This is a genomic window from Acidovorax facilis, assembly GCF_023913775.1.
GTDB lineage: Bacteria > Pseudomonadota > Gammaproteobacteria > Burkholderiales > Burkholderiaceae_C > Acidovorax > Acidovorax facilis.
Genome location: NZ_JAMXAX010000005.1, coordinates 64,814 through 88,613 on the forward strand (window position 1 = coordinate 64,814; position 23,800 = coordinate 88,613).

The 23,800-nt window shown below is 66.8% G+C and carries 17 protein-coding genes; 13 read left to right on the forward strand and 4 right to left on the reverse strand.

Features of this window, described 5'->3' with window-relative positions:
* Nucleotides 1–55: 55 nt before the first annotated feature.
* From NFX52_RS03315 to NFX52_RS03365, 11 genes are all read left to right on the forward strand, one after another.
* Nucleotides 56–487 (forward strand): PaaI family thioesterase, encoded by a 432-nt coding sequence (locus NFX52_RS03315; RefSeq protein ID WP_055394013.1) that lies wholly within the window; start codon nucleotides 56–58, stop codon nucleotides 485–487.
* A gap of 95 nt (nucleotides 488–582) precedes the next feature.
* Complete coding sequence (locus NFX52_RS03320; protein ID WP_055394011.1) at nucleotides 583–1,599, forward strand: NADP-dependent oxidoreductase; 1,017 nt, start codon at nucleotides 583–585, stop codon at nucleotides 1,597–1,599.
* Entirely contained in the window at nucleotides 1,599–2,063 is a 465-nt protein-coding gene (locus tag NFX52_RS03325; RefSeq protein WP_055394009.1) for a GNAT family N-acetyltransferase, read from the forward strand. Before NFX52_RS03320 ends, NFX52_RS03325 begins: the two co-directional genes overlap by 1 nt.
* A 9-nt stretch (nucleotides 2,064–2,072) precedes the next feature.
* Entirely contained in the window at nucleotides 2,073–3,743 is a 1,671-nt protein-coding gene (locus NFX52_RS03330) for an acyl-CoA dehydrogenase family protein (RefSeq protein WP_055394007.1), read from the forward strand.
* A gap of 186 nt (nucleotides 3,744–3,929) precedes the next feature.
* Complete coding sequence (locus NFX52_RS03335; protein ID WP_055394005.1) at nucleotides 3,930–4,862, forward strand: glutathione S-transferase family protein; 933 nt, start codon at nucleotides 3,930–3,932, stop codon at nucleotides 4,860–4,862.
* A gap of 176 nt (nucleotides 4,863–5,038) precedes the next feature.
* Entirely contained in the window at nucleotides 5,039–5,944 is a 906-nt protein-coding gene (locus NFX52_RS03340) for an SDR family oxidoreductase (protein WP_055394003.1), read from the forward strand.
* A gap of 124 nt (nucleotides 5,945–6,068) precedes the next feature.
* A complete protein-coding gene (locus NFX52_RS03345) occupies nucleotides 6,069–6,629 on the forward strand; it encodes a methylated-DNA--[protein]-cysteine S-methyltransferase (protein ID WP_055394001.1) in 561 nt (186 codons plus the stop codon).
* A 162-nt stretch (nucleotides 6,630–6,791) separates the two neighbouring features.
* Nucleotides 6,792–7,034, forward strand: coding sequence for a hypothetical protein (locus NFX52_RS03350; protein WP_055393999.1), 243 nt, complete (start codon nucleotides 6,792–6,794; stop codon nucleotides 7,032–7,034).
* Nucleotides 7,035–7,093: 59 nt separating this feature from the next.
* Nucleotides 7,094–15,739, forward strand: coding sequence for a glycoside hydrolase family 94 protein (locus NFX52_RS03355; RefSeq protein ID WP_252635387.1), 8,646 nt, complete (start codon nucleotides 7,094–7,096; stop codon nucleotides 15,737–15,739).
* Between the two features lie 192 nt (nucleotides 15,740–15,931).
* Complete coding sequence (locus NFX52_RS03360) at nucleotides 15,932–16,606, forward strand: Crp/Fnr family transcriptional regulator (RefSeq protein WP_055394229.1); 675 nt, start codon at nucleotides 15,932–15,934, stop codon at nucleotides 16,604–16,606.
* Nucleotides 16,607–16,781: 175 nt separating this feature from the next.
* Nucleotides 16,782–17,483, forward strand: coding sequence for a Crp/Fnr family transcriptional regulator (locus tag NFX52_RS03365; protein WP_252635384.1), 702 nt, complete (start codon nucleotides 16,782–16,784; stop codon nucleotides 17,481–17,483).
* A gap of 77 nt (nucleotides 17,484–17,560) precedes the next feature.
* Here the strand turns inward: NFX52_RS03365 and NFX52_RS03370 are convergent, their stop codons facing one another.
* Complete coding sequence (locus NFX52_RS03370) at nucleotides 17,561–18,178, reverse strand: BON domain-containing protein (RefSeq protein WP_238385473.1); 618 nt, start codon at nucleotides 18,176–18,178, stop codon at nucleotides 17,561–17,563.
* Nucleotides 18,179–18,310: 132 nt separating this feature from the next.
* On the reverse strand, nucleotides 18,311–19,174 hold the full coding sequence (locus tag NFX52_RS03375) for a GGDEF domain-containing protein (RefSeq protein ID WP_055393991.1): 864 nt from the start codon (nucleotides 19,172–19,174) through the stop codon (nucleotides 18,311–18,313).
* Between the two features lie 380 nt (nucleotides 19,175–19,554).
* Here NFX52_RS03375 and NFX52_RS03380 point away from each other — a divergent pair, with 380 nt between their 5' ends.
* On the forward strand, nucleotides 19,555–20,577 hold the full coding sequence (locus NFX52_RS03380) for a GGDEF domain-containing protein (RefSeq protein ID WP_055393989.1): 1,023 nt from the start codon (nucleotides 19,555–19,557) through the stop codon (nucleotides 20,575–20,577).
* Between the two features lie 98 nt (nucleotides 20,578–20,675).
* Nucleotides 20,676–21,878, forward strand: a complete 1,203-nt coding sequence (locus NFX52_RS03385; protein WP_055393987.1) for a multidrug effflux MFS transporter — start codon at nucleotides 20,676–20,678, stop codon at nucleotides 21,876–21,878.
* Between the two features lie 338 nt (nucleotides 21,879–22,216).
* On the opposite strand, the gene NFX52_RS03390 is transcribed toward NFX52_RS03385, so the two are convergent.
* Together NFX52_RS03390 and NFX52_RS03395 are read right to left on the reverse strand one after the other, a co-directional pair.
* Nucleotides 22,217–23,323 (reverse strand): DUF72 domain-containing protein, encoded by a 1,107-nt coding sequence (locus NFX52_RS03390; RefSeq protein ID WP_055393985.1) that lies wholly within the window; start codon nucleotides 23,321–23,323, stop codon nucleotides 22,217–22,219.
* A 42-nt stretch (nucleotides 23,324–23,365) separates the two neighbouring features.
* Nucleotides 23,366–23,776 carry a hypothetical protein gene (locus tag NFX52_RS03395; protein WP_055393983.1) on the reverse strand — a complete coding sequence of 137 codons (411 nt, stop codon included), beginning with the start codon at nucleotides 23,774–23,776 and terminating at the stop codon, nucleotides 23,366–23,368.
* Between the last annotated feature and the right edge of the window lie 24 nt (nucleotides 23,777–23,800).

Genomic DNA, 23,800 nt, shown 5'->3' on the forward strand with positions numbered 1-23,800 from the left:
GGCTGCCCTGGTCTGGGCCGCGCCAGTTTTTGAGTTCGTGTACTGAGGAAATCCCTTGAAAAGTTTCGGTGTCGAAATTCCCTTTGTCCACCACCTGGGCTTTACGCTGCAGCGTATGGAAGGCGGCGAGTCTGAGCTGCATTACGAAGCCCAGCCCGAGCACTTGAACTCGTTTGCCGTGACCCACGGCGGTGCGTCGATGACGCTGCTGGACGTGACCATGGCCACGGCGGCGCGCAGCGACACGCCCGACATGGGCGTGGTCACCATTGAGATGAAGACCAGCTTCATGCAGCCCGCACGCGGGCCGCTGGTGGCCAAGGGGCGGCTCATTCACCGCACGGCCACCATGGCTTTTACCGAAGGCACGGTGTATGACGCGCAGGGCAAGGTGTGTTGCCATGCCACCGGCACGTTCAAGTACGTGCGGCGCCTGCCAGTCGATGGGCGCAATGTGAATGACCTCAAGGTCATTTCCACCGATTGAGTCAGATTTTTAAGTCAAATTGGCCTCTAGCGCTTTATCTATAAGCGCTGGCAGCTATTGAATTCATAGTGATAGACATTCTGAAGGAGCCTCTCATGCCACGCAACCAACAAATCGTTCTCGACAACCGCCCCCAAGGCGAAGCCGTGGCCAGCAACTTCAAGCTGGTGGCCACCGACACGCCGGCGCTCAAGGACGGCGAGGTGCTGGTGCGCCACCACTTTCTGAGCCTGGACCCCTATATGCGTGGCCGCATGAACGAGAGCAAGAGCTACGCCGCATCGCAGGCGCTGGGCGAAGTCATGATCGGCGGCACCGTGGGCGAGGTGGCCGAAAGCAAGCACCCCAAGTACGCGGTGGGCGACAAGGTGGTGGGCATGGGTGGCTGGCAGGAGTACAGCGTGGTCAATGCCGAGCAGCCCGGCGCGCTGCGCAAGGTCGATACGACCCATGTGCCGCTGTCGCACTACCTGGGCGCCGTGGGCATGCCTGGCGTGACCGCCTGGTACGGACTGGTCAAGATCATTGCGCCCAAGGAAGGCGACACCGTGGTGGTGAGCGCCGCTACTGGCGCCGTGGGCAGCGCCTTTGCCGCTCTGGCCAAGGCCCGGGGCTGCCGTGCGGTGGGCATTGCCGGTGGCGCCGACAAGTGCAAGTACGCAGTGGAAGAGCTGGGCTTTGACGCCTGCATCGACTACAAGGAACACAGCGACGTGAAGGCCATGTCCAAGGCCCTGAAGGAAGCCTGCCCCAACGGCATCGACGGCTACTTCGAGAACGTGGGCGGCTGGATCATGGACGCCGTCATGCTGCGCATGAACGCCTTCAGCCGCATTGCCCTGTGCGGGATGATCGCTGGCTACGACGGCGCGCCGCTGCCCATGGCCAACCCCGCGCTCATGCTCATCAACCGCATGAAGGTCGAAGGTTTCATTGTGAGCGAGCACATGGAAGTCTGGCCTGATGCCCTCAAGGAACTGGGCACGCTGGTCGGCACCGGCAAGCTGCGCCCACGCGAGACCATTGCGCAGGGCATCGCCGCTGCGCCCGAGGCCTTCCTGGGCCTGCTCAAGGGCAAGAACTTTGGCAAACAGCTGGTGAAGCTGATCTGATGATGCTGAGGTGGACCTGGGCCCGCTTCGACGACCTCGGCGTGCACGCCCTGCACGATGCGCTGGCGCTGCGCTGCAAGGTGTTCATCCTGGAGCAGGGCCCTTACCAGGACCCGGACGGAGCGGACAAGCAGTCCTACCACCTGCTGGGCTACGACGAGGCCGGGGTGGCGCAGGCCTGTCTGCGCGTGGTGGACCCGGGCGTGAACTACCCCGAGCCCTCCATCGGCCGCGTGGTCACCGCCAAGGAAGCGCGCGGCAACGGCACGGGCAGGGCGCTGATGGCCGAGGGCATCGCTCGCTGCAGCCAGGCATGGCCGGGGCGGGGCATCCGCATCAGTGCGCAGGCGCACCTGCAGGGCTTCTACGGCAGCCTGGGCTTTGAGACCGTGTCCGATGAGTACCTGGAAGACGATATCCCCCACATCGAAATGCTGAGGCGGGGTGACAGCCCCGCCGCCTGAGGAGCCGCCATGACCGCTGCCAGCCCTGCCGCCACCCATGAGGTGTTCAACCAGAGCACGCCCTGGGCCGATGTGAACCTCTTCACCGCCAACCAGCCCTTGCAGGACGCGCTGCGCCTGCATGCCCCCAGCCTGCCGCTGGCGGGCCTCGCGGCGCTGGGCGCGGAGATGGGATCGGCCGAAATGCAGACCCATGCTCGGCTCGCCAACACCTACAAGCCCCAACTGCGCACCCACGACCGCTTCGGCCACCGCACCGATGTGGTGGAGTTCCACCCCAGCTACCACGCGCTCATCGGCACTGCGCTGCGCCACGGCCTGCACGCCACGCCGTGGTCGCGCCAGGACACGGGCCACGCGCATACCGAGCGGGCCGCAGGCTTCATGCTGTTCACCGAAGCCGAGCCCTCGGTGCTGTGCCCCGTGTCGATGAGCTACGCCGTGACCCCGGCATTGCGAGGCAATTCAGCGGTATGGGCGGACTGGAGCAAGGGTTTGGCGAGCACGCAGTACGACCCGCGCCTCGCGCTGTTCTCGCAGAAATCCGCGCTCACCATGGGCATGGGCATGACCGAGAAGCAGGGCGGATCGGACGTGCGCGCCAACACCACACAGGCTGTGCACGATGGTGACGATGCCTGGGGCGCGCGCTACCGCATCACCGGCCACAAATGGTTCTTCTCGGCCCCCATGTGCGATGCGTTCCTGATCCTGGCGCAGGCGCCCGGCGGGCTCACCTGCTTCTTCCTGCCGCGTGTGTTGCCGGATGGTGGTGAAGGGGCGGTCAACACGATCCGCATCCAGCGCCTGAAAGACAAGCTGGGCAACCACGCCAACGCGAGTTCCGAGGTCGAATTTATCGGCGCCACGGCCTGGCGCGTGGGCGAGGAGGGCCGGGGCGTGGCGCAGATCCTGGAGATGGGCACCATGACGCGGCTCGATTGCGCTTTAGGCACCAGCGGCCTCATGCGCCAGGCGCTCAGCATCGCTCTGCACCACACGCGCCAGCGCTCGGCCTTTGGCAAGAAGCTCATCGACCAGCCACTCATGCGCAACGTGCTCGCCGATCTGGCGCTGGAAAGTGAAGCGGCTACCGCTCTCTCCATAAGGCTTGCGAGCGCCTTTGACCACAAAGACAAGAGCGAGCACGAGGCCATCATGGACCGCCTGCTCACACCCGTGGCTAAGTTCTGGGTGTGCAAGCGCGGCAGCGTGTTTGCGCAGGAGGCCATGGAATGCCTGGGCGGCAACGGCTATGTGGAAGAGGGCGGCGAAGGCGTGATGGCCCGCATCTACCGCGAGATGCCGCTTAACTCCATCTGGGAAGGCGCGGGAAACATCATGGCGCTGGATTTGATGCGCGCCGTGCGCCGCGCCGACACCGCTGCCGCTCTGGACGCCGAACTGGCACCCGCACGCGGCGCCCACCCGGCGCTGGACCGTCTGGCCGGCGCATTGCCCCTGCGCGTGGACGCCATGACCACCGAGGCCGAGGCCCGGCGCCTCGCGCAGGATGTGGCGCTGGCCGTGCAGGCGGCCCTGCTGCTGCGCAGTGCGCCCGGTGCCGTTTTCCGCGCGTTTTGCGACTCGCGCCTCTCCGGCGACTGGGGCTACAGCTTTGGCACGCTGGGCGCGGGTGTAAACCTTGACGCCATCCTGGCCCGTGCGCTCCCTGCATGAAGCTCCCCCTGAGTCGCTTCGCGCCTTCCCCCTCTCTCGACTCACTGCGTGAGTCGGGAGGGGGACGCCCCCAGCGCGGCGGGGCGGCCCTTGCGCGGGGGCGCTGGCTTTGGCTGCGCCAGGATCACACGTTGTCACCAGTGTCAGCTCCAGCGGGCACTTCGTAAATCTTCCGAGGAGTAACCCATGTCCCACCTCATCCTGCACCACTACCCCTCGTCGCCGTTCTCCGAAAAGATCCGCGCGGTGCTCGGCTTCAAGCAGCTGGCCTGGAAGTCCGTGATCATCCCCAGCGTCATGCCCAAGCCCGATGTGGTGGCGCTCACGGGGGGTTACCGCAAGACGCCGTTCTTGCAGATCGGTGCCGACATCTATTGCGATTCGGCCCTCATCTGCGACGTGCTGGAGCATGAACAGCCCGAGCCGGTGCTGTACCCGCCGCACCTCAAGGGCGTGGCGCGTGTGTTTGCACAGTGGGCGGATAGCACGCTGTTCTGGGCCGCCATGGCCTACAACCTGCAGCCCAAAGGCGCTGCGGTGCTGTTTGCCAACTTGCCGCCTGCCGCCGCGCAAGTGTTTGGCGAAGACCGCCGTGAGATGAGCGCGGGCATGCAGCGCCTGCGACCGGCCGACGCGACGGCTGCCTACCGCTCGTACCTGCGCCGCATCGCCCACATGGCCGAGGAGCACGACTTTTTGTTTGGTGCTGAGCCCTGCCTGGCCGACTTTGCGGCCTACCACCCGCTGTGGTTCACGCGCCAATGTGTGCCGGTGATGGCCGACATCTTTGCCGCCACCCCCGCCGTGCTGGAGTGGATGGACCGCATCGCAGCGCTGGGCCATGGCCGCATGGAAAAGTTCAGCGCTCAGGACGCCGTCACGGTAGCTGCGGGCATGGACCCTTTGCCCCTGATGGACGACGTGTTCCAGGACGAACACGGCATCCCGCTGGGCAGCCAGGTCACGATTTCCGCCGAGAGCTTTGGCACGGAGCCCACCGAGGGCGAGCTGATTGCTGCCACCCGCACCCGCTACACGCTGCGGCGTACCGACCCGCGCGCGGGCACGGTGCATGTGCACTTCCCGCGCATTGGGTATGTTCTAAGACCATCCCCCTGAGCGGCTGTGCCGCTTCCCCCTTCTCTCGGCTTCGCCGGGAAGGGGGACGACGCCCTCGCACGCAAGCGAGGCGCCGCATACGCGGCTCGGCGGCCCTTGCTCGGCGTCCCCGGTGTGGGCCCCGCCAGTTTCAGCCCAACGCTCTAAATTGTTACGGACTCAAGGAGACAAAAACCATGATCGACAACTTTTCCGGCAAAACCGCCGTTCTCACTGGCGCAGGCTCGGGCTTTGGCCTGGAATGCGCGCGCATCGGTGCCCGCCTCGGCATGAACCTGGTGCTGGTGGATGTGCAGCAGGACGCGCTGGACGCCGCCGCTGCCGAGATGCAGGCCGCAGGCAGCCAGGTGCTGGCCCGCAAGGTGGATGTATCGAACGCTGCGCAGATGGAGCAGCTGGCCGCCGATGTGCAGCAGCGCTTTGGCGCGCCGCACCTGGTGTTCAACAACGCGGGTGTGGGCGCGGGCGGGCTGGTGTGGGAGAACTCGGTCAAGGACTGGGAATGGGTGCTGGGCGTGAACCTGTGGGGCGTGGTGCACGGTGTGCGCCTGTTCACTCCCATGATGCTGGCAGCGGCCAAGGCTGACCCCGCCTGGCGCGGCCACATCGTCAACACCGCCAGCATGGCGGGCCTGCTGGCGGCGCCCAACATGGGTATCTACAACGTGAGCAAGCACGCAGTGGTCAGTCTGTCGGAAACGCTGTACCAGGATTTGTCGCTGGTCACTGACCAGATCGGCGCCAGCGTGCTGTGCCCCTTCTTTGTGCCCACCGGCATCAACCAAAGCCACCGCAACCGCCCCGGCGACCTGCCTGCCGAAAAGCCCACCAAGAGCCAGCTCATCGGCCAGGCCATGAGCGACAAGGCCGTGGGCAGCGGCAAGGTGACCGCCGCCGAGGTAGCGCAAAAAGTGTTCGACGCAGCGGCTCAAGGCCAGTTCTACATCTACAGCCACCCCAAGGCACTGGCCTCGGTGCAGACGCGCATGGAAGACGTGATGATGGGCCGCAACCCCACCGACCCGTTTGCCGCCAAGCCCGAGCTGGGCGCGCAACTGCGCGCGGCGCTGCGGGCCGATTGATGGCGCACGCGCATGCTTTGGTGCCGAAAATATGAGAAAAATTAGCCTCTAGCGCTTATCCAGTAAGCGCTGGTAGCTATAAAAAGAGTAGTGAACACCAAGCCTGCAAGGATGGACCCGCACTGTGCCTGATGCCGCCCCTGGCCACGGCCATGCGCTGTTCGACACCGCCATCGGCACCTGCGGCATTGCCTGGGGTCCGGGCGGCATCGTGGCCGTGCAATTGCCCGAGGCGGATGCCGAGGCGACCCGGGCGCGTTTGCTGCGCAGCCATTCACACTGCGCGCAGTCTGGGGAGCCCCCCGCCACCGTGCGCAGCGCCATCGAAGGCATCCAGGCGCTGCTGGCGGGGCACCCCCGCGACCTGTGCGAGGTGCCGCTCGACATGTCCGGCATTTCGCCGTCTCACCAGCAGGTCTATGCCATTGCCCGGGCCATCCCGCCGGGCAGCACGCGCACCTATGGCGAGGTGGCCGAACAGATCGGCAGCAAGGGCCTGTCGCGCGCCGTGGGGCAGGCGCTGGGCCTGAACCCGTTTGCGCCCGTGGTGCCGTGCCACCGGGTGCTGGCTGCGGGTGACCGGCCGGGCGGCTTTTCGGCCGGAGGCGGCGCGCTGACCAAGCTGCGCATGCTGCAGATTGAAGGCGTGTGCCCGGGTGGAACACCATCGCTCTTTGATTGGTAACTGATCGTTTCAGTTCTTGGTGGGTTGCCTTTGGGCTGAAAAAGGCCTCTCTGGTGGTCTGTTCGACAGCGTACAGACTCGCGGCCCCAGCCCCTTGTACAAGAGGATCAGAGCGCTGCCGCAACGCGGTGGCGCCATTCACTTGTGTACCAGGAGCCGCCTATGTCCCATCCATCCACCCTTGCCTCTGCGTGGGACACGTCTTGCGTCGGGCAGCCGGCAGACGTATCGCTGCTGGAGCTTTCCCGCCTGGGTGAACACTTGGCGCACTGCGGCGCCTTGCGCGGGCCGGTGGACCAGTTGCTCGCTGGTGCTGCATGGCTGCAGACCCTGGTGGCCGAACATGTGGTGACCGTTGCACTCTTGATCACGTTGCTGGTGGGGGTCGTATCGCTGGTGCGATAGGGGGCGCACGCATGGGCTTACGCACACCATGGCCCTGGGTTCCTTCCGCGCTGGACCGCATGCTCGATGCCCGGGCAGGCCTGGTGCTGGACCCCTTGCGGGCCGAAGTGTTTGGCGTGGCCCGCTTCGAAGAGCATGGCCGGCACCTGGGCGCGTCCCACGACGCAGGCAGGGCACCGTTTGGCCGCACCACCTTTTACCCACGCCTGCAGAGCAACATCCGCGCGCTGCGGGCCGCATACCGCTACCTGTTCGATGCACCGCATGACGAGCATGCCATCAGCCCCGCCGCTGAATGGCTGTTTGACAACTTTCATTTGATCGAAAGCCAGCTCAAGGAGATCCGGGCCGGGCTGCCGCCGCGTTACTACCGCTCGCTGCCCGTGCTCAAAGACGCTCCGCTGGTGGGTCTGCCGCGTGTGTACGGTGTGGCCTGGTCGTTTGTGGCCCATACCGACAGCGCGTTTGATGAGTCGCTGCTGGTGCACTATCTCAATGCCTACCAGCAGACCCGCGAGCTGAGCCAGGGGGAGCTGTGGGCGTTGCCCACCACGCTGCGTGTGGTGCTGGTGGAGAACCTGCGCCGATTGGCCGAGCGCCTGGCCAGCCACAAGGCCGCGCAGGAGCTGGCCAGCCTGTGCGCCGCCCGCAGCAAGGACCTGAACGTGCTGACGCTGGATGCCGCCTGCGCAGCCATGGAGCAGCGTGGCGTGGCCCCGGTGTTCCTGGCCCACCTGGCGCAGTCAATGATGGGGCGCGGCGTGGTGGGCGGGCATGCCGCTGCAGGCACGCCAACGCCCGTACAGCAGTGGTTGCTGACCGCTGTGCCCGACTTGGTGGCGCTGCAGGCCCAGCAGCAGATCAACCAGGCCGCCGACCAGCTGAGCATGGGCAATGCCGTCACGGCACTGCGGCGGGTGGGCGCGGCCGACTGGTCCGACATCATCAGCCAGACCAGCCTGGTGCTGCGCGCCATGCTGCAGTCGCCCGTGTTCGCGGCCGAAGACGAGTCCACCCGCAACACCACCTTGCACGGCATTGAAAACCTGTCGGCCCGCAGCGGGCAGGGCGAGGCCGCCGTGGCGCAGGCGCTGCTGGTGCTGATGTCGGGTGCCGACGGCGAGCCTCCAGATCATCCGGGAGCTGCGCAGGCCTTGGCAGGCTATTGGCTGCAAGGCGCCGGGCGCAACCAGCTGGAGCATGCCCTGGGTGTGCGCCGACATGCCACTGACGCGGTGGCCCTGTGGCGGTCTGCGGTGGGCCTGTCGCGTGTGCCGTTGTACCTCGGCGCCTTGCTGGTGGGCTCGCTCGGTCTGCTGGCCTGGCTGATGGCGCCCCTGTGGGGTGTGCAGGCGGGGCCCGATACCAGCGCAGCCCATCTTGCGGGCCTGGCGCTGCTCGCCGTCTTGTTGCTGCTGCCGGTGTCCGAGATCGTGGTGGCCGTGGTCAACCGGCTCATTGGCGAATCCGTCCGGCCGACCTACATGCCCCGCTACCTGCTGCCAGCGGGCATTCCGGTATCGGCACGTGTGCTGGTGGCGATCCCGGCCCTGCTCAGCAGCACCGGCACCATCGAGCGGTTGGTGCACCGCCTGCACCTGCATTACCTGGCCAACCCCGAGCCCTTTGCGCAATTTGCGCTGCTGACCGACGGTGTGGATGCCGATGTGCAAGACCTGCCCGAAGACGGCGTGCTGCTGGCCCATGCCGAGGGCTTGATGTTGGCCCTGAATGCCCAGCACCCGTCTATCACGGGCGGTGCCCCGCGGTTTTTGCTGCTGCACCGCACCCGCACCTACAGCCCCACGCAGCAGCAGTGGATCGGCTGGGAGCGCAAGCGCGGCAAGCTCGAACAGCTGGTGGCGGCCCTCGCCACTGGCGGGCAAGGCGCCTTCCTGGACCTGGGCGAACTCTCGCACCTGGCACCGCAGACCCGCTATGTGCTCACGCTGGACAGCGATACGCAGCTGCCCCCGGGCCGCCTGCGCAGCCTGGTGGGGGTGGCCGAGCACCCCGAGAACCAGCCCCGGCTGGATGCCACAGGCCAGCGCGTGGTACAGGGCTACGGCATCCTGCAGCCCCGGGTGCTGGCGCCACTGCCCACCGCTGCCACCACCTCGTTGTGGCAATGGCTGTTTGCGGGCCAGCAGGGGCTGGACCCGTATAGCGCCATGACGTCCGACGTCTACCAGGATTTTTTTGCCGAAGGCAGCTTCACCGGCAAGGGCCTGCTGCATGTGGCCACGGTGCACGCCGTGCTGGGCGGGCGCTTGCCGGCCGACCAGGTGCTGAGCCACGACCTGCTGGAAGGTGCGCTGGCACGCTGCGCCGTGGTCAGCGATGTGACGCTGGTGGAGGCGGAGCCCGAACACAGTGACACCGCAGCCGCCCGCCTGCACCGCTGGACGCGGGGCGACTGGCAGCTGTGGCCCTTTCTGGCCCAGGCCCAGCGCTGGGGCCTTTCGCCCATCAACCGCTGGAAGCTGCTGGACAACCTGCGCCGCTCGCTCGTGGCGCCCGCATCGCTGGTGCTGGTGGTGCTGGCCCTGGCGGGGCTGGGCCTGCCCTTGGCCAGCACGCTGGCGCTGGTGGTGGCGGCCTATGCGGCTGCGCCCTTGATGGGGGCACTGGCGGGCTGGGTGCCCAGTCGTTTTGGGCTGGTCGGCATGCGTTTTGTGCACGAAGCATCGGGCGACCTGTTGAGGGCCCTGGCCAGTGGTGTGTGGCACTTGGCCCTGCTGCCGCAGCAGGCGCTGCTGCTGGGCGATGCCGTGGTGCGCACCGTGCACCGGCAGGCCGTGAGCCGCTGGCATCTGCTGGAGTGGACCACGGCCGAGGCTGCGCAGAACACCCTGATCACAGGCCTGGGCGCCACGCTGCGCAGACACAAGGCGGCACCCTTGCTGGCGCTGGGCTGTGGCGTGGCGCTGTGGGCCGGTGGAACCCAGGCACCCTGGGCCTTGGTGGGGCCGCTGCTGGCGCTGTGGGCGCTGTCGCCGCTGCTGGTGTGGCTGGCCAACCGCGTTCCGTCTGGCCTGGGCAACCCAACACTGTCGGCACAAGACCAGGACCTGTTGCACGGCGTGGCGCGCGACACTTGGCGTTTGTTCGAGCGCTGTGTAGACGCCCACAACCACCACCTGCCGCCCGATAACCTGCAGACCGCCCCGTGTGAAATGGTGGCGCACCGTACCTCGCCCACCAACATCGGGCTGTACCTGCTGAGCGCCAATTGCGCGCGCCAGTTCGGCTGGATCGGCACGCTGGAACTGCTCGACCGGCTCGAAGCCACCCTCGTGACCCTGCAAGCCATGGAGCGGCACCGGGGCCACTTCCTGAACTGGTACGACACCGAAACCCTGCAGCCCCTGCACCCGCGCTATGTGTCCACGGTGGACAGCGGCAATCTCTGCGCGCACCTGGTTGCCGTGGCGCAGGCCTGCAGCGCGCTGGCGGCGCAGCCACTGTCACCGCTGGCGGGTGCGCAGGCCATCCGCACCTCGCTGGCTCGACTGCAGCCCCGGCTGGGCGTCCACCACCCGGGCTTGCGTGGGATGCAGCCCTCGTCCGCCTTGAGCCGTCTGCTGGGAATGCGTCTGCCGGACCCGGCGCACCAGCCGGAGGCCACGGCGTTTCGCGCGCTGCTGGCGCAGGCGCAGGACGAACTGCGCAGCATGGCCCAGCCACGCCACCCGGCCATCGTGCACAGCCCGCCCACGGCGCAGGACGAACTGCTGTGGCTGCTGACCGACCACCTGGCCACACTGCAGTCGGTGGACCGCGACCAGCATGCCGCGCACAGTGGCGGCGCGCCCGATGCCACGCGGCGCCTCACGGCCTTGGCCGATGCGCTGGACGCCCTGGCCTGGCAGGCCGACTTCCGGTTTCTGTACCACCCCCGCCGGCACCTGTTGCACATTGGCTACCGGGTGGACGAGCAGCAGCTGGACACCTCGTTCTACGACTTGCTCGCGTCCGAGTCGCGCACTACCAGCCTGCTGGCCGTCGCCAAGGGCGACTTGCCCGTCAAGCACTGGGCGGCCCTGGGGCGGCCGTTCTTTGCCAGCGGCCACCATGCGGTGCTGCGCTCGTGGTCAGGCTCGATGTTCGAGTACCTGATGCCTACGCTGGTCATGGACGAGCCGTATCACAGCGCCCTGGGCGAGGCAGGGCGGTCCGCCCTGCGTGAGCATGTGGCGCTGGTGCTGGCCTTGGGCAAAGACATGCCCTGGGGCATTTCAGAATGCGCCTACGCCGGGCGCGACCACACGCTGGCCTACCAGTACGCTCCGCAGGGCGTGCCCCGCCTGGCCTTGCGCCGCACGCCCGTGGGCGAGCTGGTGATTGCCCCCTATGCCACGGCGCTGGCCACCCAGGTGGATGCCCGTGCAGCTTGCGCCAACTTCCGCACGCTGGCCGCACTGTCGGCGCGGGGGCGCTACGGCTTTTACGAGGCGCTGGACTTCACGCCCGAACGCCAGACCCATGGCGAACGGCTCACGCTGGTCAGCACCTACATGGCCCACCACCAGGGCATGACCATCGTGGCGCTGGCCAACGTGCTGCTGGGTGGCGTTGCGCAGCGCTGGGGCACGGCGCATGCCCGCATCGAAGCCGTGCTGCCGCTGCTGCAGGAGCGCGCCCCGCGCGAGCTGCCCACCTTGCAGGCCACACCGCCGCGCCTGCCGCTGCATGCGCGCCAACAAAAAACACCCGACCATGTGCGCCCCGTCACCCCGGGCGCCCAGGTCTTGGAGCCCACACACCTGCTGGGCAACGGGCGCTACAGCGTTACCCTGCGCGCCAACGGGGCAGGGTGGAGCCGCTGGCACCAGACGGGCATCACCCGCTGGCGCGACGATGCGCTGCGGGATGCACATGGCAGCTTTCTGTATGTGCGGCAGATGGGCTCCAGCGTGCCCGCGTCCGTCACCAGCCACCCCGCGCCCGATGCGCGTGCGGTGTATGGCAGCATCTTCCACACCGACCGCGTGTGTTTTGACGCACTGTGGCCGGGGCTGCGCGTGCACACCACCGTGTGGGTGAGCCCGGAAGACGACATTGAACTGCGCAAGGTGGTGGTGAGCAACCTGGGTGATGAGGTGATCGAGCTGGAGCTGATTTCGGCCCTGGACATCACCCTGGCCACCCACGCGGCCGACGAGGCGCACCCCGCGTTCTCCAACCTTTTCGTCGCGGCCGACTGGCTGCCCGCACAGCAGGCGCTGAGGTTCATTCGAACGCCCCGCCTGCAGACCGAGACCACCCTGCAAGCCGCCCACTTTGTCGCAGATACCCAAGGGCAGGTGCTGGGCCTGCGTTGCCAGACCGACCGGCAGCTCTGGCTGGGGCGCAACCATACGCCCGGCCAGCCGTTGGCTTTGCTCAGCCGCGTGCCTGAAGTGCCTGCATCGCTGGACACGGGCCTGGACCCTGTGGCGGCGCTGGGCGTGATGCTGCGCATTGCGCCCGGTGCGCAGGCCTGCGTCACTTTTGCCACGGCGGCATCGCAAGACCCGGCCACGCTGCTGGCCATCATCGACAAGTACCGCCAGCCCACCTATCTGGAGCGCGCTTCGGCCATGTCGGCCACGCTGGCCAGCATCCAGTGGGCGTCGCACCGCCCGCACCGCGACTACCTGCCCGCGCTGCAGGCACTGACCACGGCGCTGGTGTTCACGCTGCCCAAGGTCCACACCCCCTACGTGGGCGTGCTGACCGAGGCCCAGGCCGCCCACCCCGTGTGTGACCGGCGCACGTTGTGGCAACTGGGCCTCTCAGGCGACCGGCCCATCGTGCTGGTGATGGCCGGATCGCCCCAGGGCATGGGCTTGCTGCGCACGCTGGCCCAGGCGCTGCGCGAATGGGCGCATGGCGGTGTGGCCTGCGACCTGGTGGTGCTCAGCAGTGAATCGCACTCGTACCACATGCCCCTGCAGCGGGAGCTGACGCTGCTGCGCGAGCACCACGATGCCGACCTGGCCACACACACCGGCCCGGCGGTGACCAGCCTGCGGGTGCTACGGCTGGATGAGCTGTCGGCTGCGCAGCTGGGCACCTTGGTGAGCCTGGCCCGCATCACCCTGCAGGCCGACGGCCATGCGCTCGTGCACCAGGTGAAGGCTTGGGTAGGAGCCCATGGCGTCTCGATGGCCAGCCCCTGGCGCGGCGGCGCCACGGACGAAGTGCCCACGCACCAGGGCAGCACGCGGGCGCCCGCGCCGGTGGGCGGTTTTGCGCCGGTGACCGGCACCTTTGGGTTTGATGTGTCGGCCGCGCTGCGGCCTGCCAAACCTTGGGTCAATGTGCTGGCCAATGCCCAGTTGGGGGCCATGGTGTCGGAAACTGGCGCGGGCAACACCTGGGCGCTCAACAGCCGCCTGAACCAGCTCACCGCATGGTCCAACGACCCGGTGGCCGACCCGCCCGCCGAATGGCTGCTGCTGCAAGACCGCCGCACGCGCGAGGTGTGGGGCCTGACGCCCTCGGCCTGGGGTGCGGCCGATGTGGCGTACCGCGTGGAGCACGCCCAGGGCACCACCACCATCCGCCACCGCAGAGGCGCGCTGGATGTGGAGGTGCGCTGGTGTGTGGACCCCGTCACCGCCATCAAGCAGGTGTTTGTGCAGGTGCGCAACCTGGGCAACCGGCGCGAGCACTTGCGCCTGGTGGGCATGGTGGAGTGGATGATGGGCGAAAAACGCGGCGACCGTGCCACGCTGGCCACCGCCCCGTGTTTTGCACCACTGCCCGATGGCCGCTTGCTGGGCCTGCTGTGCACGCAGACCGAGGCGGCCGCAGGCTTGGGCGGGGGCACGGCCTTTTTCTGCGAAGCCTCGGCTGGGCCGGGCACGGACGACCGTGCCAACGACAGCCTGGACTGGACTTGCGACCGCCGCGAGTTCTTCGATGCGCAGGGCAATCTGGTGGTGCCCCTGCAGCTGGGGCAGCGCAGCGGGTATGGGCTGGACCCCTGTGCAGCCCTGTCGCGTTTGGTGACCTTGCGGGCCGGGGCGGTGTTCGAGCGCGTGTACCTGATGGGCTACGCACCCACCGAGGCTGCAGCACGCACGCTGGGCGCCGAGGCCATGGCCGTCGCGGCCCGCACGCGGGAGAAGGCGACCGTCGACCAGTGGAATCTGCTGCTGGGCGCAACGCAGGTGACCACGCCCGACCCGCTGTTCGACGTGTTGGTCAACCGCTGGCTGCTGTACCAGACGGTGTCTTCACGCCTGTTTGCCAAGGCGGGCTTTTACCAGGCGGGCGGTGCCACGGGCTACCGCGACCAGTTGCAGGATGCCATGGCGCTGGCTTGGGCGCAGCCGGGCACCTTGCGCGCCCAGATTGTGCTGTGCGCGTCGCGCCAGTTTGAAGCGGGCGATGTGCAGCATTGGTGGCACACGCCGGGCGGAGCCGGGGTGCGCACGCATTTCTCGGACGACCTGCTGTGGCTGCCCTTTGCCTGCGCGCATTACCTGGAACGCACTGCAGACTACAGCTTGCTGGAGGAGCAGGTGGCGTTCCTCGAAGGCTCTGCGATCCCCGAAGGGGCGGAAGACATCTACGAAGCGCCCAGCGCCAGCACCACCACGGCGAGTGTGTACGAGCATGCCGCCCGCACCATAGACCGCAGCCTGCGCACCGGCGCACACGGCCTGCCGCTGATGGGCGGCGGCGACTGGAACGACGGCATGAACCGCGTGGGCGACGGTGGGCGCGGCGAATCGGTGTGGTTGGCGTGGTTCCTGTGCGCCATCGTTGCTGACTGGATTCCGATCGCCCGCGATCGGGGCGATCTGGATCGCGTGCAGCGGTGGGACGCCGCCCTGACCGGCTGGCGCGCCGCATTGGAAAACCAGGCGTGGGACGGTGATTGGTACCAGCGCGCCTTTTTTGACGATGGCACGGCACTGGGCTGCCACACGCGGGACGAGGGCCGCATTGACCTCATCGCCCAGGCCTGGGCAGTGCTCTCTGGCGCAGCAAGGCCTGCGCGGCAGCGCCATGCGATGGACGCGGTCGAGGCGCATCTGGTCAACCCCGCAGCAGGCTTGATCCAGCTGCTGGCGCCCCCGCTGCGCCATGCAACGCCCAGCGCGGGCTACATCCAGGCCTACCCGCCCGGCGTGCGCGAGAACGGGGGGCAATATGCCCATGGCGGCGTGTGGGCGCTGATGGCCGCCGCAGAACTGGCCCTGCAGGAGCCTGAGCACCCCGGTGCGTTCGATGTGCCTTACCGTTACTTCACCTACCTGAGCCCGGCGCACCGGGCCCAGCACCCGGTGTGGGGGCCGGTGTACGCCGTGGAGCCCTATGTGATGGCGGCTGACATCTACAGCCAGCCACCCTATGTGGGGCGCGGCGGCTGGAGCTGGTACACCGGCGCGGCGGGCTGGCTGCACCGGGCGGCGGTGGAGTCCATCGTGGGGTTGCAGATGGGCGCGCAGGAGCTGTTCTTCACCCCTTGCCTGCCATCGCACTGGCCGGGCGCAGAGTTGACGCTCGTGCGCGGTGGGCGCACGCTGCGGTTCATCCTGGTGCGGATGGCCCCAGGGGCGGAGCCTGCCGCGTTGCCGGACGGTGCCCCATCTGGCGCACGCTGGCTCCAGGTGGGAGAGCGGCTTCGCTGGGTCGATCTGCCTTTGGACCTGTGTTGTGTGATTCCCCTCTCGGTACATGCCGACACGGTTTCTGGCGCTGTGTAGTACCTACGGATGGGCGCCATTTGGTAAATGTGTGTATGTGCGATACCGTACAGACCCGAAGGGCGTGGCCCCACAAACTGGCTGCTTGCCCAGCGGGGCAGGCACAACCGCGAGGGTGGTGCGCCCCGCGTTCCACAAGGTGCTGCCATCAAACGATCCAACTCCCCCCTCCAGAATCAATTGCTGGCCGCTTTGCCGAAGGTGGAGTTGCAGCGTTGGCTGCCGCAGCTGGAGTCGGTGGAGCTGCCTTTGGGGCAGGTGCTGTACGAATCCGGTGCAGCCATGCCATTCGTGTATTTCCCCACCAACGCCATCGTGTCTCTGCTGTACGTGCTGGAGGATGGTGCCTCGGCGGAGATTGCGGTAGTGGGCTTTGAGGGCCTGGTGGGCATCTCCATCTTCATGGGTGGCGGTTCTACCCCGAGCCGGGCTGTAGTGCAAAGCGCGGGTTCGGGTTACCGCATGCGCGCCGACGCCATGAAGCAAGAGTTTGCCCGCTCCGGGCCGGTCATGCACCTGCTGTTGCGCTACACCCAGGCACTCATTACCCAGATGGCGCAGACCGCCGTGTGCAACCGCCACCATTCGCTGGACCAGCAGCTGTGCCGCTGGCTGCTGCTGAGCCTGGACCGCCTGCAAAGCAACCAGCTGGTGATGACGCAGGAACTGATCGCCAACATGCTGGGTGTACGGCGCGAGGGCGTGACGGAAGCGGCCCTCAAGCTGCAGCGTGCGGGGCTGATCAGCTATGCCCGGGGTCATATCAATGTGCTGGATCGCCCGGGCCTGGAAGCACGCACCTGCGAGTGCTACGAGGTCGTCAAGAAGGAGTACGACCGGTTGCTGCCCACGGGCGTTGCCAGCTAGCGCGTTTTCGAAGTGGTGCCGGGTCGGGCGGGGCAGGCGTGCTGTGTGCGCTGGCAGACAGTCGCGCGGCAAAGGGACGCCCACACTGGCCGCAGACCTGCGCTGGGCAAGCCCTCGTGCGGTTGTCATGATGCCGCTTCTTTGAGCGGCGCGGACCGACCTATGAGACGCCCCGATGCACCGCCCCGAAAATGCCCTTCTTCTCAAGTTGCGCCCTGCCGCGCGCCAGCAGTTGTTGGACCACTGCGAACCGTTCGAACTGGTGCTTTCCGCAGAGCTGAGCGTGCGTGGCAAGCCGCTGCAGCATGCCCACTTTCCCATTGAAGGTTTCCTGTCCCTGGTGATCGATGTGGACAGCCACCCCCCGCTCGAAGTTGGCATGGTCGGGGGAGAGGCGATGCTGGGGGCGGAGCTGATTCTGGGGCTGGCGGCCACACCTTGGCGGGCGCTGGCGCAGGGGGCCGGGTCCAGCTGGCGCATCGGCGCCCAGCAACTGCGCACGCAGATCGACGCGATTCCCGAACTGGAGGCCTTGCTCCAGGCCTGCCTGCTGACGCGCCTGCACCAGCAGACGCTGGCGGCGGCATGCCAGCGCTACCACCAGATTGCGCCGCGCCTGGCACGCTGGCTGCTGATGATGCAGGACCGCTCGCATTCAGAGTGTTTTCACGTCACCCAGGAATTCATGGCCCTGATGCTGGGCGTGCGCCGCGTGGGCGTGACCGAGGCGGCCAGCCATTTTCAGGACAGCGGGTTGATCGTCTACCACCGGGGCGAACTCACGGTGCTCGACCGCAAGGCGTTGGAGGCCGAGGCCTGCAGCTGCTACGTCGCAGACAAGCAGATCTATCAGCGATTGATGAAGGCCAAAGTCTGACCATCCAGAAGACCTCAGGAGGCTCTGAGAGCGCAGCGCCCGCACGGTTGTGCCCCGTTCCGGGCAAGGGGCCGCGCCTACTGCTTGATCAACAGTTCTTCTTGAATGCTGCGAATGCCCAGCACGCGGTGGGCCAGGTGGACCCAGCCGCTCTGCTTGCGTTCAGTGTCGGCAGGCAGCCCGGTTTCCAGAGCCAGGGGATGGCTCAATGCCATCCCAACGGGGGACGGTGCTGGCGGCGTCCCATCCTGCGCGGCGGATTCAGGGTGTGAGAAATTGCCCAAACTGCGCTGGTTGCGCAACGTGTCTGAGTCGGGAACGTAGCTCTTGCCGAGGGTCGGGCTGGGTGCCACGCCTGTAGAGAACATGAAGCTGTCCACCGAACTCACACCGGGCACGGTTTGCGCCACAAACACAGCAAGGTCGATCTGCGTGGGGTCTGCCGCCATGCCGCTGAGCAGCACCACCCCCTGGTGCGATTCGACGCCGATGTTGAAGCTGTTTACCACCGGCGACAGGATGAGTGCGGCGCGGACGCGAGACGTCAGCACGCTGTCTTCCAGGTAGGCGGTGGCGGAGGGTGCGGCAAGCGTCCAGTCGGTGACAAGCTCGATGCGCTTGCAGCCTTGCAGCGACATCACCGCCAACGCCCCCAGAAGGGCACTGGAAAGCTTACGGGGTGTGGGATGTCGCATGCAAAAGTCCTTTGGAAAGGTTGTCACCATGGTGGTGGCCGTTGTTTGCACTGTCCCATGGCACGCTGCAGCCGTCTGTTCGTAACCGTACTCATGGGAATGTTTTACTTTGTGAGGAAGGCACCTGCGGGATCACGCGGCTTCGCCGTAGAACGCGAATCCGCGCCGTTCGCGCTTGGCCGCATACATCGCCGCATCGGCGCATGCCATCAGGTCTTTGGCCGCCGTGCCATGCTGGGGGCACATGGCTACGCCAATGCTGGGGCACACCAGCAGTTGTAGGTCGGCGACCTTCATGGGGCGGGACACGGCCTCCAGCAACTTGGCGCACAGCTGGCGCAGCGGCGCAGCGTCGGCCACGCCTTGTAGCAGGCAGACAAATTCGTCGCCCCCAAGGCGCACCACCAGGTCGCCGTGGCGCACTGCTGCACTCAGCCGTGCTGCGGTAATGCGCAGCACCTCGTCCCCCACGCCGTGTCCATGGGTGTCGTTCACGGTCTTGAAGTGGTCGAGGTCAATGTAGATCACCGTTGGCCCAAGGTCTTCAGGCCCGCGCTGGGCAAGGGCCTGGCCCAGTTGCTGCATCAGGTGGCGGCGGTTGGGCAGGGTTGTCAGCTCATCATGCAGGGCTTGGTGGCGCGCGTGGCGCTCGCCCCCACGCACGCAGGCCAGATCGGCCTCGGCCTGAATGAGTGCCTTGCGGGTTCCGCGGAAGGCGCGTTCCAGCGCTTGCCGCTGGGCGGTTTCGCGCTGGAGGGCCTGGCGCATTTCCTCAAGGGCCGCAACGCACTCTGGCAAGCTGACATCGGCGCCGGGCTTGGGATAGGGGGTGTGGGTGGTGCGGGGAAGGAGGACTTTCGCATGCGGTGCTGCGCGGTGGAACCACTGCGCACGTATCGCCCGGAACACCTGGTTCCAGCGCCGCAGTTGCACGGTGGTTGGCCAGGATGTGGTGAGGGCTTTGCCCCACAGAAATGATCTTTGGTTGGTACCCATATGCCGAGCCCTGTTGTGCCTTCACCTCAAGGAAGGAGATTTGATTTGCCTTACGGCGTGTGGTCAGGGCGCACGTGCGCTATTGCCAGCGCAGACAGACTCCCTGTTGCCACAAAGTCTGCAGGGTTGCTGCCGGTGTCACTGTCTGTCACCGCACATATCTGGCCGAGGACGGGCCGGTGAAGGCGGCCTGTTGCAGCTTGTCTCAGGAGGGGCAGTGGTGGCATGTTGCGAGTGTTACATTCAGTTATACCGTTTGAAGCAACTGTTTTTGCCCTTGCTGCGCGACCCTTGGGAGATCGCCTCCGGGCTCTTGGCTGCTGTGGCAGCTTCGCTGGCTGTCCGTGAATTTTTGAAGTCTCAGGCAAGGAATCCCTCCCATGTCCCCAGAACGCCAACGGCTGATTCGCCTGCTGTTCGACGAATACATCGAGATGTATGCCGCACGGGATGCAAGGCTGGTCACCCGTTTTAGTGACAACTTCAGCGGCTTTGCGGGCAGCAGCGACCAGCTGGTCAAGAGCCGTAGCGATTGGGTTGACGTCACCTTGCAGGACTTTGCCCAGGTGCCCGGCCGCATCGGCATTGACGTGGTGGACCTCTTCCCCCAGGAGCTGAGCGATGACGTGGTGGCCGTCACGGCGTTTTTCCACATCCGGCTGCCCATTCCTGACGCACTGTTTGCCCGGGAGACCGTGCGGCTGGTGCTGGTGTTTCGCCATGAGGAGGGCAACTGGAAGATTGCCCACAGCAGCATTTCCATCCCCTACGGCCTGGCGCGTGACGGCGAGGTGTACCCGGTAGGCCGCCTGCAGCAGCGCAACCTGGAGCTGGAGGCGCTGGTGGAAGAGCGCACCCAGGCCCTGGCGCAGGCCAACCAGCGGCTACAACTGATCAGCAACACCGATGGGCTCACCGGCATTGCCAACCGCCGCCATTTTGACCAGACTCTGGCGCACGAATGGGCCCGCGCCCAGCGGGCGCAGACGCCGCTCTCGCTGATCATGCTGGACGTGGACGTGTTCAAGCACTTCAACGACCACTATGGTCACCTGGCGGGCGATGCCTGCCTGCAGGCGCTGGCCCTGACCCTGGCGCAAACCGGCGGGCGCCGCGAGGGTGATCTGGCGGCACGCTTTGGTGGCGAGGAGTTTGTGGTGCTGCTGCCGGCGTCGGACGCGCAGGCTGCCATGGAAGTGGCCCGCCAGATCCAGCAGGCCATCCAGGCGCTGGCCTTGCCGCATGAGGGGGCACCCTTTGGGATCGTTACCGTGAGTTTTGGCGTGGCCAGCCTGGTGCCCCAGCGTGACCAGGCCCCCGAAGAACTGGTGCGCCGCGCCGACCTCGCCATGTACCGCGCCAAGCAGGCCGGGCGCAACCGCATCGAACTGGCTCCGGACTGAAGGGTGGGCGCAGTACCTGCCGTGCCCGGGTAGCGCTTTTGGCCATTCATTCAGGGTTTACCCGAGTCCATGCACCGAAATGGTGACAATGGGCGGCTATGCATTTTTCCCGCTTCCTCAAAATGGCCCTCATCCTGGGCCTGCTCTCGGCCATCGGCCCCTTTGCCATCGACATGTACCTGCCCGCGCTGCCCGATATTGGCGCCAGCCTGGGGGCATCGGTGGGCGCTGTGCAGTGGAGCCTGACGGCGTTTTTCCTGGCGCTGGGGGCTGGCCAGCTGTTCTACGGCCCTATCTCCGACATGGTGGGGCGCAAGCCGCCGCTGTACTTTGGCCTGGGCCTGTTCACGGTGGCCAGCGTGGGGTGTGCGCTGGCCAGTGACATCGAAACCCTGGTGGCCCTGCGCTTTTTGCAGGGTTTGGGCGCGGCGGCGGGTATGGCCATACCGCGTGCCGTGGTGCGCGACCTGCACACGGGCACCGATGCAGCGCGGCTGATGTCGCTGCTGATCCTGGTGTTCAGCGTGTCGCCCATCCTGGCGCCGCTGGCGGGCAGCGGGGTGATTGCGCTCACGGGCTGGCGCGGCGTCTTCTGGGTGGTGGCCGTGGCCGCCGTGGCGGGGCTGGCGCTGGTGTACGGCAGCCTGCAGGAGACACGCCCCGCATCCGACCGCGTGGAAAGCAGCCTGGGCGGCGCCCTGCGCGCCTACGCGCTGCTGCTGCGCGACTGGCACTACCTGGGCCTGGTGTTCATTGGCGGCTGTGCCATGGCCGGGTTTTTTGTGTACCTGGCGGGCTCGCCGTTTGTGCTCATCAACCACTACGGGCTGACGCCCACGCAGTACAGCCTGGCCTTTGGGGTTAACGCGGCGGCGTTCATCGGCGCCTCCCAGTTCACTGCCACGCTGGGTGAGCGCTTTGGCATGGTGCGGGTGGTGAAAGCGGCGGCCACGGCGTCCGGCACGGTGATGGCGTCGTTGCTGCTGTACTACCTGCTGGGCGGCGATGACCTGGCCGTGCTGATCGGTTTGTACTTTGTGGCCAGCGCGCTCATGGGGCTGGTCATCCCCACCACCTCGGTGCTGGCGCTGGAGAAACACGGCGCCATCGCCGGCACGGCATCTGCCCTGCTGGGCACACTGCAGATGCTGACGGGCGCCTTGGCCATGGGCGTGGTCGGCCTGTTTGCCACCGGCAAGCCCTTGCCCATGGTAGTCGGCATGGCCACCGGGGCGCTGGTGGGCGTGGCGCTGGCGTGGATCACGCTGGGCGGCAGGCGCGGGGCGATGGTGCATGCCTAGGAGCCTGTCGGACTTGGAAATCGTCGGCTGCAAATTGACCGCAGCGGTCCATTTTTCACCGTCTTTTTGCCCCATAGCCGGGCTATGGGGCTGCAAATCCGGCAAAAACTGTCCTCGCTGGGGCCAATTTTCGCTATCGACGCTCCAAGTCCGACAGGCTCCTGACCCATGCCACAAGCGCTTGCAGAAAATTTGAATAAAAAGTGCCTCTAGCGCTTGATGGATAAGCGCTAGCAGCTATGAATATGTGAGTATTTCGCCTTCCAGAGCGGTACATCGCATCCGGCTCACACCGCGCTCAGACTCACCCGCAGGGACGTCGCTGGTGCGCGTGCACATCAGCGTGGCGCTGCCGTCAGCACCGCGGCCACTTCTTCTGCCACGCCCCGCACGGTCAGCGGCGCGCAGCCCTCGGCATGGTTGCTGATGGTCACAAAGGCGTTCTGCCCCCGGCGCGTGATGCCCGCAATCACTCTGGCCAGCTCCGCCCGGGTGGGCAGGTCGGGGTGGTGCAGGCGGTCGTAAGGGGCGTACAGGCGTTCCGCCTCTTCATAGCCATAGGGGCCATGCACCGGGTTAAGGTTCCAGCGGCACACCAGGGGGCCTGGCCACAGCGCGCGCAGCATCGGTAGCTGCTGCTGCAGTGGCGGCATCTTGGCGTGCAGGCCCAGGCAGTAGGTGGCACCGGCTTCGCGCAGCACGGCGGCAAAGTCGGGGGTCAGCCATTCGGGGTCGCGCACTTCCACCGCAATCACCCCATCGGGCGCCGTGGGCGCGAGGGCTGGCAGGGCGAGCAGCATGGTGCGCAGGCGCTCCAGCAGCAGCGGCAGGCGGTCCAGCTGCGCCAGCGGCAGCGGGCTGAGCTGGAACACCAGCGCACCCAGCTTGTGCCCCAGGCCTTGCAGGGCAGGCTCCACACACTCGCTGCGGGCCAGTTCGGGGCTCAAGAATGCTGGATTGGCCTGGCGGCCCCGGCCGTCTTCGCTGCGCACCAGGGCGTCGGTCACCACACTTGGTGCCTTCACCACAAACCGGAAGTCGTCGGGCACCTGCGAGGCGTAGCTTTCGTACTGGCTCACGGTGAGCGGCCGGTAAAAGCTGCGGTCAATGCTCACGGTGCGCATCAGCGGGTGCTGGGCATATACCGCCAGGCCTTGCTTGGACAGTTGCGTGTCGGAATGTTCGCCCTCCCACACCAGGCCTTTCCAGCCGGGGTAGGTCCAGCTGGAGGTGCCCAGGCGCAACTGCCGGGGCAAGGCGGCGGCCAGGGCGGTGAGCGCATCGTCGTGCGCCATGGCGGTTACCCGGCTGGAGCGCTTGCGCGGGGCAGGCGGCGCGGCGTGTTCTGCGGCTTCGGGCGCATCGGCTTTGGTCGGCCGGGTGGAATGCCGCGAAGGCACAGGAGGTGTTGGGGCTTCGGGGCTGCCGAACAGGTCGTCTTGCATGCGGCGGGCAGGGCGGGTGGGCAAAGAGACGGATGCGCGGGGTCACAACCCCGAGAACAACCCGCCCTCGTTCAGCAGCTCGTACGTGATCTCCGGCTGCTGGTCCATGCCCTTCTTGATGGCTGCCGGAATCGCTTGGCGTGTCTTGCGGCACAGGCCGCGCTGCTCGTGGACCAGGATGGTGATGCCGCGCAGGGTGCGCACTTCGTTGGGGCTGGGGGCAATGGTCAGCCGCAGGCCCAGCTGCTGCTCCATGCGCTCCTGCAAACGCCGCAGGTCGCTCAGGCTGGTGATGTTCTCCAGCCGTTGCAGCAACTTCTTTTCTTCAGCCTGGGTGAGCTGCAGGATGCGTGCCTCCAGCACGGCATCGGGGGATTGCAGCAGCGCGTCCCGGTCGCAGACACAGGCACCGGGCGGGCATTCTGTGCGGATGGGGAAGGGCAGGGGCTGCATGAAGGGGCGGTCTTGAAGGCTGGA